General features: G+C 65.7%; 13 protein-coding genes. 9 read left to right on the top strand and 4 right to left on the bottom strand.

The genetic code is table 11. The features are described from left to right. Nucleotides 1-38 precede the first annotated feature (38 nt). From ACKLLE_RS01050 to ACKLLE_RS01020, 7 genes are all read left to right on the top strand, one after another. Nucleotides 39-947 (top strand): SphA family protein, encoded by a 909-nt coding sequence (locus tag ACKLLE_RS01050; protein ID WP_081263274.1) that lies wholly within the window; start codon nucleotides 39-41, stop codon nucleotides 945-947. Between the two features lie 10 nt (nucleotides 948-957). Continuing rightward, nucleotides 958-2,139: an MFS transporter gene (locus ACKLLE_RS01045; protein ID WP_420056468.1), complete on the top strand. Its 1,182-nt coding sequence runs from the start codon at nucleotides 958-960 to the stop codon at nucleotides 2,137-2,139. A 13-nt stretch (nucleotides 2,140-2,152) separates the two neighbouring features. Then, nucleotides 2,153-3,592, top strand: a complete 1,440-nt coding sequence (locus ACKLLE_RS01040) for an amidase (protein WP_420056467.1) — start codon at nucleotides 2,153-2,155, stop codon at nucleotides 3,590-3,592. A 125-nt stretch (nucleotides 3,593-3,717) separates the two neighbouring features. After that, entirely contained in the window at nucleotides 3,718-4,137 is a 420-nt protein-coding gene (locus tag ACKLLE_RS01035; protein WP_420056466.1) for a DUF2946 family protein, read from the top strand. Between the two features lie 55 nt (nucleotides 4,138-4,192). Continuing rightward, nucleotides 4,193-6,352 carry a TonB-dependent receptor gene (locus tag ACKLLE_RS01030; RefSeq protein ID WP_420056465.1) on the top strand — a complete coding sequence of 720 codons (2,160 nt, stop codon included), beginning with the start codon at nucleotides 4,193-4,195 and terminating at the stop codon, nucleotides 6,350-6,352. 120 nt (nucleotides 6,353-6,472) lie between these two features. Continuing rightward, the gene (locus ACKLLE_RS01025) at nucleotides 6,473-8,041 is read left to right on the top strand and encodes an alpha/beta hydrolase (protein ID WP_420056464.1); all 1,569 of its coding nucleotides are present in this window, start codon (nucleotides 6,473-6,475) and stop codon (nucleotides 8,039-8,041) included. After that, nucleotides 8,038-8,985: a site-specific integrase gene (locus ACKLLE_RS01020; protein WP_420056463.1), complete on the top strand. Its 948-nt coding sequence runs from the start codon at nucleotides 8,038-8,040 to the stop codon at nucleotides 8,983-8,985. The genes ACKLLE_RS01025 and ACKLLE_RS01020 overlap by 4 nt, the downstream gene beginning before the upstream one ends. A gap of 103 nt (nucleotides 8,986-9,088) precedes the next feature. Here the strand turns inward: ACKLLE_RS01020 and ACKLLE_RS01015 are convergent, their stop codons facing one another. Then, a complete protein-coding gene (locus ACKLLE_RS01015) occupies nucleotides 9,089-10,228 on the bottom strand; it encodes a glycerate kinase (protein WP_420056462.1) in 1,140 nt (379 codons plus the stop codon). Nucleotides 10,229-10,441: 213 nt separating this feature from the next. Further along, a complete protein-coding gene (locus ACKLLE_RS01010; RefSeq protein WP_420056461.1) occupies nucleotides 10,442-11,539 on the bottom strand; it encodes a sugar diacid recognition domain-containing protein in 1,098 nt (365 codons plus the stop codon). Between the two features lie 161 nt (nucleotides 11,540-11,700). Between ACKLLE_RS01010 and ACKLLE_RS01005 the strand changes: the two genes are divergently transcribed. Continuing rightward, nucleotides 11,701-13,005, top strand: a complete 1,305-nt coding sequence (locus tag ACKLLE_RS01005) for an MFS transporter (RefSeq protein ID WP_009408002.1) — start codon at nucleotides 11,701-11,703, stop codon at nucleotides 13,003-13,005. 145 nt (nucleotides 13,006-13,150) lie between these two features. Continuing rightward, nucleotides 13,151-14,158, top strand: a complete 1,008-nt coding sequence (locus tag ACKLLE_RS01000) for an aldo/keto reductase (protein ID WP_279897465.1) — start codon at nucleotides 13,151-13,153, stop codon at nucleotides 14,156-14,158. On the opposite strand, the gene nahK is transcribed toward ACKLLE_RS01000, so the two are convergent. Then, the gene (nahK, locus tag ACKLLE_RS00995) at nucleotides 14,136-16,775 is read right to left on the bottom strand and encodes a hybrid sensor histidine kinase/response regulator NahK/ErcS' (RefSeq protein ID WP_420056460.1); all 2,640 of its coding nucleotides are present in this window, start codon (nucleotides 16,773-16,775) and stop codon (nucleotides 14,136-14,138) included. The genes ACKLLE_RS01000 and nahK overlap by 23 nt on opposite strands. Further along, a complete protein-coding gene (gene nosP, locus ACKLLE_RS00990) occupies nucleotides 16,705-17,868 on the bottom strand; it encodes a nitric oxide-sensing protein NosP (RefSeq protein ID WP_064304547.1) in 1,164 nt (387 codons plus the stop codon). Before nosP ends, nahK begins: the two co-directional genes overlap by 71 nt. Nucleotides 17,869-18,112: the final 244 nt, after the last annotated feature.

Genomic DNA, 18,112 nt, shown 5'->3' with positions numbered 1-18,112 from the left:
GCATCGAGGCACAACAACGCCAACGACCGGGGATCATCATGTTCACCAGACCAACCACAGCGCTGCTCGCGCTGTGCCTTAGCAGCAGCGCCATGGCCGTGGAAAACGGTTCGCCCACCACACCCAATGGTGTCTACGACTTCGGCGCCGGCTTCACGCCACCACCCACTCCGACAGGCACCTTCGGCCTGCGTACCGCCTTCTACTCCGCCAATCGCCTGAAGGATGGCGACGGCCACAAGGCACCCGTGGACTTCTCCATCGACGTGCTGTCGATCGGGGCCTTCTACGGACGCATGACCGAGCATGAACTGTTCGGCGCCCGCTACGGCTTCGCAGCCGTAATGCCGTTCTTCAGCATGAGCGCCTCGCTGGACGTACCGACGCCTTTCGGTACCTTGTCCCGGGACGCCCGGGTGTTCCGCCAGGCCGACGCCCAGTTGATTCCGCTGATCCTGCAATGGACCCCGGCGCCGAACCTGGGCATCAACGCGCAACTGCAGATCCAGGCGCCGACGGGCGACTACGACAAGGATCGCTTGGTCTCCCCGGGCCTTAACCACTGGACCTTCTCGCCGATCCTCAATGCCACCTGGATCAGCCCGACCGGCCTGGAGCTGTCGTCGAGCTTCGAGGTGGACATCAACACCCGCAACCACGCGACCGACTACCGCAACGGCGTCGAGTACCGTCATGAGTTCGCTGTCGGTCAGCACGTCGGCCCCTGGACCCTGGGCATCGGCGGCTACTACTACCGCCAGTTGAGCGACGACGATGCGCCAAATCTCACCGGTGGCAACCGCGCCCGGGTGCTGGCCGTGGGGCCGGCAATCGGGTGGTTCAAGCCGGGGATGCCGCCGGTCTGGTTGCATGCCTACAAGGAATTCGACGCGGTCAACCGCGCCGAGGGCTACACCGTCGCCCTGCGCTTCGCCCACAGTTTCTGAGGATCTGACCATGCATGCACACATCCCCCGGGTGGGCCGCGAAGGCACCGTACTGGTACTCGGCAGCAGCCTGACGATCATGGGCGCGGTGATGGTCGCGCCGATCCTGCCACGGCTGGCGGCCGAATTCGGGCCGGTCACGGCCCATGCCGAAGCCCTGGTTCCGCTGGCGGTCACCGGCCCGGCGCTGGCCATCGCCCTGTGCGCGCCTTTGGCCGGCTGGATTGCCGACCGGGTCGGGCGCAAAGCCCTGTTGATCGTCGCCACCGTGCTCTATGCATTGTTCGGCGTCTTGCCGGCGCTGCTTGATGACCTGCCTTCCATCGTCGCCAGCCGCCTGCTGTTCGGGTGTGCCGAGGCGGCGATCATGACCTGCTGCGCCGCCTTGATCGCCGATTACTGGAAGGGTGAACAGCGCCTGCGCCTGATCAACTACCAGGTGGTCAGCATCGGCCTGGTCGGCGCGCTGTTCTTCGTGATCGGGGGCGCGGCGGGCGAGCATGGCTGGCGCACGCCCTTCTATCTCTACCTGCTGCCGCTGCTGCTGGTCCCGGCGATGCTGCGCTGGTTGTGGGAGCCGCAGCGACAGCTGCACGCCGGGCCGGACGATCCGGCGCGCAGCGCCATCCCCAGCATAGCCCTGGGCTACCTGCTGATCTTTTTCGGCATGGCGCTGAACTTCATCGTACCGGTGCAGGCACCAGCCTTGCTGGTGAGCATCGGCGTCAACTCCAGCACCCTGATCGGCCTGGCTGCCGGGCTGGGGCTGCTGGCCAGCCTGGCCGGTTCGCTGCTGTGGCCGCTGGTGCGCAGCTACCTGGGCATTCGCGGCGGCAATGCCCTGCTACTCGTCCTGCTGGCCGCCGGTCTTTGGTGGCTGGGCGCTGCACGCAATTACGCCGACGTGCTCTGGGCCGTGCTGATCCACGGGATCGGCGCTGGCCTGCTGGTGCCCAATGCCATGGCGCCGGTAATGAACGCCCTCAGCGCCCGGGCGCGGGGCCGCGGCCTCGGCGGCTTCACCGCCTGCCTTTATCTGGGCCAGTTCGCCAGTCCGCTGCTGGTCATGGCCCTCGGTGCCGATCTGCGCAGCGCCATTCACTGGCTGGCCTTCGCCAGCCTTGCCGGCGCCCTGGCCTGGGGCCTTGGCGCAACCCTGACCCGCTCCGGCGCTTCTTCAACTGCCCAATGATCCGGATATCACCATGCACGACATTCAAGCCCTGATGGACCAACACGACGCCACCGGCCTGGCCGGTCTGATCCATGATCGAGAGATCAGCCGCGAGGAACTGCTGGAGGCTGCCATAGCCCGCCTCGAACAGGTCGAACCGCAACTCAACGCTGTCGCCGAAAGGCTCTATGACAGCGCCCGCTGCGCAGCCCCCGCGGACGGAGCGTTCTCCGGCGTGCCGACCCTGGTCAAGGACCTGTTCTCGCCCCTGCGCGAGGCGCGGATGAGCAACGGCTCCCTGGCGCTGGGCGAAGCGCGCCCGGGTCTCGACGATGCGCTGGTCGGCCGCCTGCGCGAGGCCGGTTGCCAGTTTATCGGGACCAGCACCTCGCCAGAGTTCGGCACGTCCTACACCACCGAATCGACCCGTTTCGGCGCCACCCGCAATCCGTGGGATACCCGGCGCAGCGCCGGCGGCTCCAGTGGCGGTGCGGCAGCGCTGGTCGCGGCGCGGGTGGTGCCCTTCGCCCATGGCAACGATGGCGGCGGCTCGTTGCGCGTGCCGGCCTCCTGCTGCGGCGTGTTCGGGCTCAAGCCCAGTCGCGGGCGCATGCCCAGCGGTCCGCTGGTGGGTGAAGGCTGGGCCGGGATGGGCACACCCCATGCGATCACCCTGTCGGTGCGCGACAGCGCCGCCTTGCTGGATATCACCGCCGGCGCGGATCTCGGCGCGCCTTATGCCGCGCCCTGGCAGGACATGCCTTTCGTCGACTCCCTGCACCAGCCGTTGCGGCCATTGCGCATTGCCCTGGTGGAGCACCTGGCGCCCTGGACCAGCAGCCCGCAAGCCCTGGCGGCGGTACGGCATGCCGCGCGCTTGTGCGAATCACTCGGCCATCGGGTCGAACCGGCGCGGTTGCCGGTGCAGCCCCTGGCGTTTCTCGACCAGGTGTTCGATGTGATCGGGGCCAGTACCCGCAGCTACATAGACCTGCTGGGTGAACTGCGCGGTCGGCCCGTGGCGCTGGAAGAACTGGAGCCGCGAACGCGGATCATCCTGCGGGAAAAAGGCGGGATCAGTGGTGCGCAGTATTCGGCGGCGGTGGCAGGGATTCATGCGCTGGGGCGGCAGCTTGCCGGCTTTCTGCAGGACTACGACCTGATCCTGACGCCGACCTTGACCCGCGAGCCGCCGCTGATCGGCAGTCTCGACCGCTTCGACGACAGCCTCGATCTCGCCACCTTGATCGATGACTTCCACAGCTATTCGCCGTTCACCGCGCTGTTCAATGCCAGCGGCCAGCCGGCGATGTCGGTGCCGCTGTACTGGACGCCGGAAGGATTGCCGATCGGGGCGCATTTCGCCGGACGCTTTGCCGAGGAAGGGACATTGCTGGCCCTGGCTGCGCAGTTGGAGCGGGTGCAGCCTTGGGTCGGGCGGGTTCCGGAGGTGAATGCGTGTAAAGGCTGATGGCCTCATCGCTGCAAATACTATGGCCAACACAAAACCAGTGGGAGCCGGCGTTGCCGGCGATGAGGCCTTGGAAAACACCACAAGATCCGGCTTAATGCCCACCTCCTCACCCGGGCAAACCCATGCTTTCCAGCTGGCGCATCCACATCCTCCTGCTCGCAGGCTTCGCAGTGCTGTTCAACCTGCTGGCCATGCCGCTCGACCGTGCCCTGCGCCCTGCCAGCCCGATCGATGAGTCGCTGATCCTCGGCAGCTTCTGCACCCTCCACGGCGTACAGAGCCTGCCCAACTCCCTGCTGGCCGAGCTCAAGGCCCAGTTTCCCGACCTCGGCGAGCAATCGTCCGGCAAAGTGCAAAGCGGTGATTGCTGCTGCGGCCATGCCGGCCAGTCCGCCTTGCCGGGCGACTATTTCAGGCATCTGTTCCCGCGCTACTGGCCTGAACGCCTGCTGCTCGGCCAGAACCCTCCGTTGCCCCTGCCCCGGGAGCAATGGCCAAGACTCAACCCCCGCGCCTCCCCCGCTTTCCTTGCCGTGATCTGACATCGCCCGCGCCCGGACGGCGCGTGCCTCTCGAATCCGTACAGGAAGCTTTTGCATGTTTCGCCTGACTTCCCTGGCACTGCTGATCGGCAGTGCCTCGACCTGCGCCCTTGCCCAGGACGCCAGCCTGACCCTGCCTGCCAGCACCATTTCCGCCGAGGGCGAGGTGCCCGCCGAAGGTACCCGCCTCGACCTCGACAAGCCCGCTGAAGCCGGTTCGCGCCTGAACCTGACACCACGGGAGAATCCTGCCTCGGTCGCCGTCGCCGATCGCGCCACCATGGAGCGCATCGGCGCGCGCACCTTCCAGGACGCGGCCAATGCCCTGCCCGGTGTGAACGCTTCGGCGCCGCCCGGCTGGGGCGGCTATGTGTCCTATCGCGGCTTCAACGGTGCGCAGATCGCCCAGTTGTTCAACGGCATCAATCTGCAATACGGCGCCGCCGCGCGCCCCGTGGGCGCGTGGATCTATGACCGCGTCGAACTGCTCGGCGGCCCTTCGTCCTTCCTTAACGGCAGCGGCGCGGTGGGCGGCAGCCTGAACATGGTGACCAGGCTGGCCGACCGGAGTGAAAACCGCGTCGAAGGCCGTGTCAGCTACGGCCGCTACGACACTCTGGAAACCGCCATCGGCATCAACCAGGCGCTCAACGAAGGCGACGGCCCGCGCCACTACGCCCGCCTCGACTACAGCCGCACGGGCAGCAACGGCTACATCGACCGCCAGGAAAACAATGCGGGCAACCTGGCCTTCTCCCTGCTCAGCGACTTCAACGAGCGCCTGTCCCACACCCTGGCCATCGAGTACCTGGAAGAACAGGAAGACAGCCCCTACTGGGGCTCGCCGGTGCTGCGCCCGCTGAGCGGCGAGCTGCATATCGACCGGCATGATCGCTTCGCCAACTACAACGTCGAGGACGGCCGCTACGAGCAGCGTACCCGCTGGCTGCGTTCCATCACCGAGTACCGTTTCGATGACGCGACCCGGCTGCGCAACACCTTCTACCACTACAACGGCCAGCGCGATTACCGCAACCTCGAGGTCTACCGCTACACCACCGATAACAGCGCGGTACTGCGTTCCGGAGGCTATCGCCAGCGGCACGACCAGGAGGTCAATGGCAACCGCCTGGAACTGACCCGCCAGGACCAGCTATTCGGCCTGCCCAGCGACTGGGCCTTTGGCCTGGATTACAACCGCAACCAGCAGACCAACTACCCGCTGTCCATCGGTGGCACCTTCGACACGGTGACGCCGGGCAACTTCCAGCCCGGACATTTCCTCGATATCCCCGGCATGGCTGCGCCCCGGCGCAAGGGCCGCAGCACCTGGACCGACACCCGTTCGGCCTTTGTCGAGAACCGCACCCGCCTTAGCGAACGCCTGGCCTTGGTCAGCGCCCTGCGCTACGACCACCTGGACTTCGAAGTGCGCGACCATGTCGTCGGCACTGGCCTGGAGCGGCGCTGGGATGCCCTGACCGGCCGCCTCGGCCTGGTCTATGACCTGAGCGAAAGCCTCAGCCTTTACAGCCAGTTCAGCACTTCGGCCGAACCACCGGGCGGCACCCTGACCAGCGCGTCCATCGCCCAGGTCCGTGACATGGACCTGAGCAGCGGCCGGCAGATCGAGGCGGGCAGCAAGTTCGACTTTCTCGACGGTCGCGGCAGCGCCACGGCGGCGGTGTATCGCATCGTGCGCAAGAATATCCCGGTGCCCTCCTCGACACAGGCCAACGTCACCGAACAGGCCGGGCAACAGACCTCCACCGGGGTCGAACTGGCGGCTTCGTTCAAGATCACCCCGCAACTGCTGGCGGCGGGCAACTTCGCCTGGGTGCGAGCGGAGTACGACGAGTTCAACGAGAGCGTGGCTGGCGTGGTGTATTCACGGGAAGGCAAGACGCCGGTAAATATCCCCGAGCGCACCGCCAACCTGTGGCTGACCTGGGATTTCGCCCCGGGCTGGCAGGTAGGGGCCGATGCGCGCTATGTGGCGTCGGTGTATGCCGACACGGCGAACACCCTGTGGGTACCGTCCTACACCCTGTACGGGTTGTCCATGAGCCACGACCTGGACCGGCACACCAAAGTCAGCGCACGCCTGCGCAACCTGACCGACGAGGTGTATGCGCGGTTTATCCACCAGAGCAATACCCAGTACTACCTGGGTGAACCGAGAAGCCTTGAGATGGCGGTGGACTGGCGATTCTGAGTAGAGGGATGCAGAGCGCGGGACGGTTTTCCGGGGATCTGTCAGGACCGACAAAGGTGAAAAAGCTGGCTACAGTCATTTTGATATCACTCAGTCGTCCTGCGGATTCACGGAGGAACCATGCACGTAAAGCATCTGATGGCCTTGATCACCCTGGGTGCGGCCCTTGCGGGCTGCACGTCCACGGAACGGGTCATGACCCCCTACGAAGAAAAACTCGCCGTCGATAGCTCGAACGCGGTCAAATTCCACAGCATGCTGTACTTCCCCTCCGGCACTTCCCTGCAGTACCCAGGGTATGTGGTGGCGCTGGAGAAAAGCCCCCAGGCGATCATCGGCGGCCCCAAGGCCAATCCGGGGGCGGCCTTCCTCCACGCCGACGCCTCTTACTTCAAGGGCGAGGACGGCAGCTACAACACCACTCGCGAACATATCGAGCGCTTCCAGAACAAGGACTGGAAGGCCATGTTCGTCTCGCACATCCTGAAAAACGCGGTCGTGGAGTACAAGAGCGTGGAAGCTGCGAGCTACTTCGCCAAAAGCCACTGCTTCGTCTACAACGCCTACGCCGCCAAGCCCCTCGCCGACGTGCGCAATGACTACGACCTGAGGAAGATCAGTGACTGGAACGCCTGTCCAACAGCGATCAACCTCGAGGAAAAACCGCTGGCCACCCTTAACCAGTTGTACGCCTACGGTGGGGTCGCCCTCGATGCTCTGCAAAAGAACCTGACCCGGGACCTGCATGGCGACCGCTACACCCATGTGGTCATCGTAGTGATGGGCTGGAACACCGCACAGGACGAGGCCATACGCAACATCAACGACATCACCGGCAACCTGATGGCCGCGGCCGAAGAAGCGCGCGGCGCGCAAATCAACGAACTGGCCACCAGCCCGAAAGCGCAGACCGTTGCCATGAGCCGTTTTCGGCCTCTGGTGATCGGTGTGACCTGGCCCTCGTTCTGGAGCAATTCGTTGAGCAATTTCTTCAGCTACGGAAACAAGGCGAACGACGCCGACGAAATCGGGCTGTCCTGGCTCAACAAGTTGATCAACCAGACCGTACCCAACGCCCTCGACGCGTCCGGGAGCCAGGCCCGGGTCGTCGCCATCGGCCACAGCTTCGGTGCCCGGGCCATGACCCGGGCCTTGTTCAGCTCGCCCGCACTGGATCCCGGTTCGGATGGCCCCAAAAGCCGTGTCGACCTGGCGATCGGTCTGCAAGGCGCCGTCAGCATCAATCGCTTCATGCCGGGAAAAGGTATCGAGGGCGCGCCGTACCGCGACTTCGCAAAACTCGGCAAGACCCATATTGCCCTGACCGCGTCGCAATATGACGGCGCTGCCGGAGGCCGGGTGTTCTGGTACGACCCGTCCGGCTCGATCAAGTCCTGGCACCTGGCCTGCGACGGCCGCGATGCCCAGATGGCCGCGACCTTCGACTGCCTTACCGCCAGCGATACCTCGGCATCGCCCGGAGGTGGCTTCAGCCTTTGCAAGGCCGGCGACGACCGCTGCAGCACGACGCCGGTCAGCCAGGGCAAGGTCAGCTATATCGACGCCTCGAACGGGATTACCCAGTTCAACTCGCCCGGCTCCGGCGGCGGTGCGCACAGCGATATCTATCGCTTGCCCATGGGCAGGCTGTTATGGCGGCTCGTGGAAGAGTACGCTCTGGCGCCATGAACAAGATCGACCATTACCTCCAGGCCGCCGTGCGCGACAACACGCGGCGCAGCTACCGCGCCGCCGTCGAGCATTTCGAGGTGACCTGGGGCGGCTTCCTGCCGGCCACGGCAGACAGCATCGCCCGCTACCTGGCTGATTTTGCCGCGGAGCATTCGCTCAACACCCTGCGCCAACGCCTGGCGGCGCTGGGGCAATGGCATGTCAGCCAGGGTTTTCCCGACCCGACCAAGGCGCCGCTGGTACGACAGATGCTCAAGGGCATCCGTGCCATGCACCCGGTGCAGGAGCGCCAGGCCACGGCACTGACCCTGGAGCATCTGCAGCGCACCATCGGCCATCTTGAACAGCAGGCGCTGGTTGCCCAGCGCGAGCACTGCCTGCCCGACCTGCTGCGCGCGCGGCGTGATGCGGCGCTGCTGCTGATCGGTTTCTGGCGCGGGTTTCGTGGCGACGAGCTGGCGCGGCTGCGGGTCGAGCACATCCAGGCCCTGGCCGGCGGCGGCATGCAGCTGTACCTGCCACAGAGCAAGGGCGACCGCCAGGGGCGCGGCGTTACCCATCGGATGCCGGCATTGAAGCGTCTTTGCCCGGTACAGGCGTATCTGGAGTGGATCACGGTAGCCGGGATCGCCCGCGGACCGGTGTTCCGCAAGCTGGACCGCTGGGGCAATCTTGGTGAGGAGGCGTTGAACAGCGGAAGCCTGATTGCCCTGCTGCGCCGGATTTTCGCCGGCGCCGGATTGCCGGCCGAGACCTATAGTGCCCACTCGCTGCGACGCGGCTTTGCCACCTGGGCCAGCAGCAACGGCTGGGACACCAAGGCACTGATGAGCCATGTGGGCTGGCGGGATGTAAAGTCGGCGCTGCGCTATGTAGACGCCAGCGCTTCGTTCGGGGAGCTGGCGTTGCCGGTATCCTCTGAGCCAAAACAGATCAATTGAACCTGCCGGCCTCATCGCTGGCAAGCCAGCTCCCACAAGATCCAGCGGTGCACGCAAATCCCTGTGGGAGCCGGCGTTGCCGGCGATGAAGGCGCCCACGGGTTCAGCAGTGTCTCGCTATCTGCCACAAACGCACGATATCGCCGGCCCGTTCCGCCAGTAATTGCGCGGCATTGCCACACGCCTGCTGCAGGGTCATCGGCCCGTTGGCAATGGCGAAGGCGGCATCGATGCCATGGCCGTACAACGCTTGGTAACCCTCACCCAGCGTCCCGGCCAGCACCACCACCGGCACGCCATGGCGCTTGGCGATCCGCGCGACGCCGAACGGCGTCTTTCCGCGCAGGGTCTGGGCATCGAACCGGCCTTCGCCGGTAATCACCAGGTCAGCGCCCTGCACCGCCGCCTCCAGACCGGCCAGTTCGGCCACCACTTCGATTCCCGGACGGAACTGCGCATCGAAAAACGCCTTGGCCGCGAAACCCATGCCGCCGGCAGCCCCGCACCCGGGGAAGTCACGCACATCACGGCCCAGCAATTGCGCACAATGATCGGCGAAATGCCCCAGGGCGTGGTCCAGCAGCTGCACCTGCTCGGGATTGGCGCCCTTTTGCGGGCCGAAGATCGCCGAGGCACCGTTGCTGCCGCACAGCGGGTTGTCGACATCGGCTGCGACTTCAAGGCGTACCCCGGCCAGGCGTGGATCGAGCTGGCTGGCATCGATACGGCCGACATTGCACAGCGCCAGGCCGCCTTCTTCCAGTTCCGCACCCTGGGCGTCGTAGGTGCGCAAGCCAAGGGCACGCAGCATGCCACTGCCGGCATCGTTCGTAGCACTGCCGCCGATGGCCAGGATGATCCGCTCGGCACCGGCGTCCAGCGCTGCGCCGATCAATTGACCGGTGCCGTAGGTGCTCGTGCGGCAGGCATCGCGCGTGCTCGGTTCGAGCAGTTGCAGACCGCTGGCCTGGGCCATCTCGATGATCGCGGTACGGGACTCGGCGAGCCAGCCCCAGTGGGCAGCGACTTCCCGGCCCAGCGGCCCGCGCACGTTCAGGCGGCGTTGCTCACCGTGGCAGGCCGCGACGATGGCTTCCATGGTGCCCTCACCGCCGTCGGCCATGGGGCAGCAGACCACCTCGGCCTGCGGCAATACCCCGGCAATGCCCTGGGCAATGGCCGCGGCAACCCCCTCGGCGCTGAGGCTGTCCTTGAACGAGTCGGGGGCGATGACGATCTTCATGTGGGGCTCCTGTTGCAGATGCCTGCATGCTGCCAGTTGTCAGGCTGGCTCGCTTCTGTCGCCTGCACAAGTCGGGGTGTGGGTTGTTTGGTCAGTTGGACAAGAAATGGTTTAGGCCCCCCCCTGTGGGAGCGGGTTCACCCGCGATTGCGATGGCGGGCGCACCGCCGTCATCGCGGGTGAACCCGCTCCCACAGGGTCCGTGCAAACAGCCTATTCGGCAGGCAACAACTGCAACCCCAGGTACAGGCTCAACATCCCCTCCAGCCTCAACGGATCCACCCCGCTCAACTCACCGATCCGTTCCAGCCGGTACCTCAGGCTGTTGCGATGGATGCCCAGCGCCTCGGCACACGCCTGGCTCTGTCCGTCATGGCTGCACCAGGCGCGTAGGGTGGCCAGCAGTTGCCCGCTGACATCCTTGGCACGAATGCGCTGCAAGGGCTCGAGCAACTCGTCCAGGGCCTCATCCTGGCGATGACGCCAAAGCAGGGCCGGCAGGCGATAGCGGCTCAGGCTCAGCAACTGTTCACCGGGCAGCACCTCTCGCCCGTAGGCCAGCAGGTCGCGCACCCGGCGATAGCCCCGGCGCAGCTTTTCTACGCTGTCCGCAACCCCGCCCAGCGCCAGGCGCTGCACCTGCCAGCCCTGGATGCGCAAGCGCTCCAGCAGCCTGGCTTCGTCCAGCGCCAGTCCGGCAGGGCGACACCAGAGCAGCGAATGACGCGCCGGGCTGACGCACCAGCTGTCCGGGTAGCGCTGCATCAACCACACCGCCAGGGCTTCCGCGCCCTGCCCTTCATCCAGTTCGAACAGGCACGGCACCCGCGGCAGTTGTGGCTTGAGGCCCAACTGCCGGGCTTCATCCACCAGGCGCGGGGCATCGCCACTGCCGCCCAGCAGCAGGGCCAGCAGGTCGTCGCAGCGCTGCCGCCGCCATTGCTGCTCCACCTGGAGGTGACGCTGGGCCAGGAGCATTTCCGCGGTCATCCGTACCAGTTCGGCATAGGTGCGCAGTTGCGCAGGCTCCCCGGTGATGCCGAGCACGCCGATCAGCCGGCCATCGAGCATCAACGGCAGGTTGACGCCGGGCTGCACGCCCTTCAGGCACTTGGCCGCTTCACTGTCGATCTCGACGATGCGCTCGTTGGCCAGCACCAGTTGCGCGCCTTCGTGGCGGGTGTTGATGCGCTGGGCCTCGCCGCTGCCTAGAATCAAGCCCTGGCTGTCCATGACGTTGACGTTCCAGGGAAGGATGGCCATCGCCCGGTCGACGATATCCTGCGCCAGGTCATGGTCCAGTTCGAACATTGGGGGTTCCTTGCAGGTCCACAGGTTGGTCGGCGGCACAGCCAGGCGCCGCGAATGCTGTGCAAAAGCACAAAGACAGGCATCCCGCGCTCGTCGAGACTTTTCACCAGCGCCCGCCTCGACGCGGGATGCCGCACAACCATAACAACAGAGAGAGAACCATGTCATCCAGCCCTGCCCCTGACCAAGGCCACGGCATCGACCGCGACGCGCTGTACCGGCGCATCACGCTGCGGTTGATCCCGTTCATTTTCGTCTGCTACCTGTTCAACTATCTCGACCGGGTCAACGTCGGCTTCGCCAAGTTGCAGATGCTCGACGCGCTGAACTTCAGCGAGACCATCTACGGCCTCGGCGCCGGGATCTTCTTCATCGGCTACGTGCTCTGCGGCCTGCCCAGCAACCTGGCGCTGAACAAATTCGGCCCGCGGCGCTGGATCGCGCTGATGATGATCACCTGGGGCACGCTCTCCACCTGCCTGCTGTTCGTCACCACGCCGACCCAGTTCTACGTGCTGCGCCTGTTCACCGGTGCCGCCGAGGCCGGCTTCTTCCCCGGAATCGTGCTGTATCTCTCGCAGTGGTTCCCCGGCCAGCGGCGCGGGCGGATCATGGCGCTGTTCATGTCGGCGATCCCGGTGTCGGGGTTGCTTGGCGGGCCCTTCTCCGGCTGGATCCTCAACCACTTCGCGGCCGGGCAAGGCGGCCTGGCCGGCTGGCAGTGGATGTTCCTGATCCAGGGCTTGCCGACGGTGGTGCTGGGCTGCCTGGCCGTGTTCCTGCTCAGCGACAGCTTTGCCAAGGCCGGCTGGCTCAGCGCAGCCGAGCGCCAGGCGGTGGCCGATGACCTTGCCGCCGATGCCGCCGGCAAGCCGAAGACCGTCAGCGACAGCCTGCTTTCGGTGCTGACCAACCCGCTGATCTGGACCTTCGGTTTCGTGTATTTCTGCATCCAGAGCGGCGTGTATGCGATCAACTTCTGGCTGCCCTCGATCATCAAGAACCTCGGTTTCAGCGACGCCCTGCTGATCGGCTGGCTGAGCGCCATTCCTTACCTGCTGGCGGGCGTGTTCATGCTGCTGGTGGGCCGCTCGGCAGACCTGCGCAACGAACGGCGCTGGCACTTGGTGGTACCGATGCTGATGGGCGCCCTCGGCCTGCTGATCGCGGTGAACTTCGCCCATAGCCCGGTGATCGCCATTCTCGGCCTGAGCATCGCGACCATGGGCGCACTGACCGGACTGCCGATGTTCTGGCCGATGCCGACCGCGCTGCTGACTGCCGGAACCGCGGTGGCTGGCCTGGCGATCATCAACTCGGTCGGGCAGATGGCCGGCTTCCTCAGCCCCTACCTGGTGGGCTTCATCAAGGACCAGACCGGCTCGACCGATGCCGCGCTGTATTCGCTGGCGGGGTTGATCGTGTTTGGTAGCCTGGTGGCGTTGCGGGTTTCGCGGCAGCGTTGAGTCATCAAGCCTGTTGGGGGCTGGGCGGGCCTCATCGCTGGCAAGCCAGCTCCCACAGGGTTCAGCGGTGACACCACAAATTTGCAGTCAGCCTTTCCCACCTGTACAAAAGTCCCTTCCACCTGACGCGAAGGGATTTCCGACCATGATCTACCGTCCACTGGGCCGCAGCGGCCTGCAAGTCTCCGCCCTGACCCTGGGCAGCATGATGTTCGGCGAGCAGACCAGTACCGAAGAATCGCTGCGCATCATCGACAAGGCCTGGGACCAGGGCATCAACTTCATCGACACCGCCGACGTCTACAACGGCGGGCGCTCGGAAGAGATCGTCGGCGAAGGCATCGCCGCCCACCGTCATGACTGGATCCTCGCGACCAAGGTCGGCTACGGCCCGGCGGACGGGGTGCCGAACCGCAGTGGTCTGTCGCGCAAGCACATCTTCAATGCCATCGAAGCCAGCCTGACCCGCCTGGGTACCGACTACATCGACATCTATTACCTGCACCGCGAAGACCACGCCACCCCGCTGGACGTCACCGTCTCGGCCATCGGCGAGCTGCTGCGCCAAGGCAAGATCCGCCATTGGGGCGTGTCCAACTTCCGCGGCTGGCGCATCGCCGAAATCTGCAACCTGGCCGAGCGCCTCGGCGTGCCGAAGCCGGTGGTCAGCCAGCCGCTGTACAACATCGTCAACCGCCAGGCCGAACCGGAACAATTGACGGCTGCGGCGTACCACGGCCTCGGCGTGGTGCCCTTCAGCCCCTTGGCCCGCGGGGTACTCAGCGGCAAGTACGCACCCAACGTCGAACCCGAGGCCGGCAGCCGCGCAGCGCGCCAGGACAAGCGCATCCTCGAGGTGGAATGGCGTGCCGAGTCCCTGGCCATCGCCCAGAAGATCCACGCCTATACCGAAGCCAAGGGCGTGGGCATGGTCGAGTTCGCCATCGCCTGGGTGCTGAACAACCAGTCGGTCAGCTCGGCCATCGTCGGCCCGCGCACCGAGGCGCAATGGGACACCTACGGCGGCGCGTTGCAGGTGAAGATCAGCGCCGAGGACGAAGCCTTCATCGATTCGCTGGTCACCCCGGGCCATGCCTCGACCCCGGGCTTCAACGATGTCGCCCACTTTGTCAGCGGGCGTGCAGCACGCTGAGTTCGTTACCGAGCAGGTGGCTGATGGCGGCCTTGAGCTTCATCGGCCGCACCGGCTTGTGCATCAGGGTATGGCCCAGCTCGCGCACCTGCTGCTTCAATTCGTTGCTGTAGTTGGCGGTGATCATCAGCGCCGGCAGGGGTGAGACCCGCCGCGCGTTGATCGCCGCCACCGCGTCCAGGCCATTGCGATCGTTGTCCAGGTGATAGTCGACGATCAGCAACCCGGTTTCCTGCGCGGGCAACTGTCCGGCCAGTTCCTCTTCGTTCAGCGCGGTATTGACCCGGCAGCCCCACTGCTCCAGCAAGGTCCGCATGCCGGCGCAGATCGCTGCATCGTTATCCAGCACCCAGATCCGCGCCCCTTCCAGACGCTCCAGCGACGGCAGCGGCTCCGGCACCGTGACCAGGGCCTGCGGCGGCTGGCGGCTGAGCGGCACCTCGATGGCGAATACCGAGCCCTTGCCCGGCGTCGAGCGCAACTGGATGCGATGGCCCAGAATCCCGGCGATCTTCTCGACGATGGCCAGGCCCAGCCCCAGGCCCCGGTCCTGGTCGGGGCGCTGGGAGTCGCCGCGCTTGAATTCCTGGAAGATTTCCTCGCGCTTGTCCGGGGCGATGCCGATGCCGGTGTCCCAGACTTCGATCCACAGGCGCCCCGCCCGGCGCCGGCAGCCCAGCAGCAGGCGCCCGCTCGGCGTGTAGCGAATGGCATTGCTCAGCAGGTTGCGCAGGATCCGCGCCAGCAGTTGCATATCGCTGCGCACCCGCAGGCGGGTCGGCACGTAGTCCAGGCGCAGGCCCTCGCTGGCGGCGGTGGCGGAATATTCAGCGGCCAGGTTGTCGAGCAGGTCGCTGACGGCGAAGGTGGCGATATCGGCCTTGATCACCCCGGCGTCCAGCTTGGAGATATCCACCAGGGTGCCGAGCAGGCTTTCTACATCGTCGAGCGCATTGCTGACGTTGCGCACCAGCGCCGGGCTGCCGCTCTGCTCCTGCAAGGCGCTGGTGAACAGGCGTGCGGCGTTCAGCGGCTGCAGCAGGTCATGGCTGACGGCGGCAAGGAACTTGGTTTTCGACAGGTTGGCCTGCTCGGCTTCCTGCTTGGCATCGCGCAGCCGCGACTCGGCGCGGCGACGCTCCTCGATCTCGCGCAGCAACTGCTGGTTGAGCTGGGTCAGCTCGGCGGTGCGCTCGCGCACCCGCAGCTCCAGGTGCTGGTAGGCCTGGTGCAGCGCCTCGGCGGTCCGCCGGCGCTCGGTGATATCGCGGATCATCACGAAGATCCCCACCACCTCGCCGCTGGGCAGGCGATTGGGCACATAGGAGCGCAACATGTAGCGCTCCTGGCCATGGGCGTTGGTTTCGGCGAACTCGAAGGTCACGGCCTCGCCGGCCAGGGCCTGGGCGATATAGCTTTCCAGACGCTGGTAATGCTCGGCGCTGTGCACGTCGCGCAGGCGCTGGCCGAGCATCGCCTCGTGGGGCCAGCAATACCATTGTTCGTAGACCTTGTTGGTGAACTCGTAGACCAGGTCGGCGTTCAGGTAGGCGATCAGCGCCGGCACCTGGTCGGTGATCAGGCGTATCCAGCGCTCACTCTCGCTCAGGGCTTCGGCATGCTGATAGCGCTCGGTGATATCGGTGAAGGTATTGACGAAGCCACCGGTGGGCAGCGGGTGCGTGCGGATCTCCAGCATGCGCCCGTCATACAGGCGTTGCTCCAGCTCCCGCAGCGGCCGACCGTTGGCATCGCGGCTGGCGGGGGTCAGCAGGTCCAGCTCGCTGTCACCGATGACATCGGCGAACTGCCGGTGTGCGGCAATCGGCGCCAGGCCGCTGAGTTCGAGAAAACGCCGGTTCCACAGCTCAAGCACGCCATCGGCATTGACCATGGCAACGCCTTGGGACAGGTTGTCCACGGCACGTTGCAGCAAGTGCGACTTCTGCGCCACGGCCTGCTCGCGGCGCTGGGTTTCGCTGTGCTTGACCTCGGTGATATCGGTCAGCAGCACCACGCGCCCGCCGCCCTGGGTCGGGCGTTCGGACACCTGCAGCCAGCGGCCGTCACGCAGCCGGTAAAGCAGGTTTTCGTCGTTGATGCTGCGCGGCTCCTCGGTGAACAACCCGGTACGCAGCATCAAGCGGCGCACCTCGGAAAGGTGCATGCCGCTGATGATGCGGATCCGGCTATTTGCCCAGAGCGCCTTGAAGCGCTGGTTGAACAAGACGATGCGCAGGTCGGCGTCGAACAGCACGAAGGCGTCGGAGATGCTCTCGATCGCATCCACCAGGTATTGATGAGCGGTTTCCGCGCGGTGGCGGGCGTCGCTGAGCAGGTGATTGCTTGCCTTCAGCTCGGCCATGGCCTGGTTCAGCGCGTCGGTGCGCTCGCGCACCTGCTCGGCCAGCACCACCGAGTGCTGGAACGCCGCATAGGAATCGTCGGGGCGCGCCGCACCGGACTCCAGGCGCTCGATCAGCGCTGCATTGATGCGGCCGAGCTTGTGGTTTTCATGGCGCAGTTGCGCGATCAGCGCCTGGGCTTCAGTCGAATCGGCGGGCACGGGAACGTCCGATGGCAACGCCGGTGAAGGTCTGGTTGATGTGCATGCCATTGAACTGTTCCCCATAGGTGTTGAACCCCACCACCGCATGCCGGCGCAGGATCGCTTCGACCTGGGCTTTTTCCGGCTGGCCTTCCAGCTCCAGGCGGCGCAGGAAACAGTCGCAGCCGATGGTCAGGACCAGCGTGCCAAGCCGCTCGCAAAGGCCGTCGAACACCGCGTTCAAATTCGGAACCAGCGGCCCCGGGTGCATGGCGGTGAGGACGATGCCGTTTTCCACGGCGCAATAGAAACTCAGGCTCAGGTCGTCGTGGACCTGCTGGATCGCCCGCACGTAGTAGCGCTCGTTGATGCGCACCGCCAGCGGATGGGCAGCGAAGGTGCGCTGGTCGATCTGCGCCACCGGCACGCCGAGCAACTGTGCATAGGCCAGGGCGGCGGGCTCGGCATTGAGCTCGTAGACCCGGCGCAGGGCGCGGTCGGCGCGGGTTACCACGAGCTTTTCCTCGCGGGGCTGGATGTGATGGGTGGTGAACACCTCGAAGTCCAGCCAGGTGTTGACCAGCAGCACCACCGCCGCGCCGCTGTGGAAGGCGCCGTCGTAGTAGACGTGGGTATGGTCCAGGTAGTTGTCGTCGCCGGCCGAGCCGCCGAAATGGGGAATATCGCCGAGGGCAGCGTTAAGCGCGGCAAGCAGCATTTCCTCGCGGCTCGACAGGCCATCGAGCAGGGTCAGGGCGAAGCTGTGGCCCTTGATCGGCGCCAGGGTGTTGCCGCGGCATTCGTTGACCAAGCGTTCGACGCAGCGCTGGGCGTCGATCAGGGTGAAATCGTGGATCGGCGCGATCAATTCGGCGGCGATGGAGAAGTGCCGGTGATCGAAACCCAGGGCGGTGATGCAGCCGCGACCGTAGCCTTCCGGGGTGATTTCCCCGGCGCTGGTGCAGCCGGCCAGGCGGATCCCGCCGAGGCTCTGCTGCAGGGCCTCGGCCAGGGCTGGAAGGTCGTATTCGGCGGAGCAGAAGAACAGCACGAAGCCCAGGTGCGGGTGCATCAATTGCCGGGCGAGGTCCTGGGCGGCCTCTTCGGCGATCACGGCGCGGGATACGGCACTGAGAACGCCTTCGGCGTTGGACTGCGGCATGGCAGCCTCCAGCGTTTTAATGGATGTATGGCGCAATTCTAGGGGCCGGCGGGAGGGGCTCGAATGCTACTTGGGTAGTGGGTGGTGGTGGCATTGGTTGTAGATTGTGAATGTGTGGTGTTGCTGATGGCCCTATCGCTGGCAAGCCAGCTCCCACAAGGACCGCGTGCACCGCTGAACCTGTGGGAGCTGGCTTGCCAGCGATAGGGCCCGAGAGGCCACCGCAAGACAGGGCTCTTGAGCC

The organism is Pseudomonas bharatica, assembly GCF_048586865.1.
GTDB lineage: Bacteria > Pseudomonadota > Gammaproteobacteria > Pseudomonadales > Pseudomonadaceae > Aquipseudomonas > Aquipseudomonas bharatica.
The sequence above is the reverse complement of the archived record's forward strand: the minus strand, read 5'-3'. Positions and strand labels throughout refer to the sequence as shown.

Coding starts and splice junctions, on each gene's coding strand:
- ACKLLE_RS01050 (WP_081263274.1), top strand. CDS start 39: ATGTTCACCAGACCAACCACAGCGCTGCTCGCGCTGTGCCTTAGCAGC.
- ACKLLE_RS01045 (WP_420056468.1), top strand. CDS start 958: ATGCATGCACACATCCCCCGGGTGGGCCGCGAAGGCACCGTACTGGTA.
- ACKLLE_RS01040 (WP_420056467.1), top strand. CDS start 2,153: ATGCACGACATTCAAGCCCTGATGGACCAACACGACGCCACCGGCCTG.
- ACKLLE_RS01035 (WP_420056466.1), top strand. CDS start 3,718: ATGCTTTCCAGCTGGCGCATCCACATCCTCCTGCTCGCAGGCTTCGCA.
- ACKLLE_RS01030 (WP_420056465.1), top strand. CDS start 4,193: ATGTTTCGCCTGACTTCCCTGGCACTGCTGATCGGCAGTGCCTCGACC.
- ACKLLE_RS01025 (WP_420056464.1), top strand. CDS start 6,473: ATGCACGTAAAGCATCTGATGGCCTTGATCACCCTGGGTGCGGCCCTT.
- ACKLLE_RS01020 (WP_420056463.1), top strand. CDS start 8,038: ATGAACAAGATCGACCATTACCTCCAGGCCGCCGTGCGCGACAACACG.
- ACKLLE_RS01015 (WP_420056462.1), bottom strand. CDS start 10,228: ATGAAGATCGTCATCGCCCCCGACTCGTTCAAGGACAGCCTCAGCGCC.
- ACKLLE_RS01010 (WP_420056461.1), bottom strand. CDS start 11,539: ATGTTCGAACTGGACCATGACCTGGCGCAGGATATCGTCGACCGGGCG.
- ACKLLE_RS01005 (WP_009408002.1), top strand. CDS start 11,701: ATGTCATCCAGCCCTGCCCCTGACCAAGGCCACGGCATCGACCGCGAC.
- ACKLLE_RS01000 (WP_279897465.1), top strand. CDS start 13,151: ATGATCTACCGTCCACTGGGCCGCAGCGGCCTGCAAGTCTCCGCCCTG.
- nahK (WP_420056460.1), bottom strand. CDS start 16,775: ATGGCATGCACATCAACCAGACCTTCACCGGCGTTGCCATCGGACGTT.
- nosP (WP_064304547.1), bottom strand. CDS start 17,868: ATGCCGCAGTCCAACGCCGAAGGCGTTCTCAGTGCCGTATCCCGCGCC.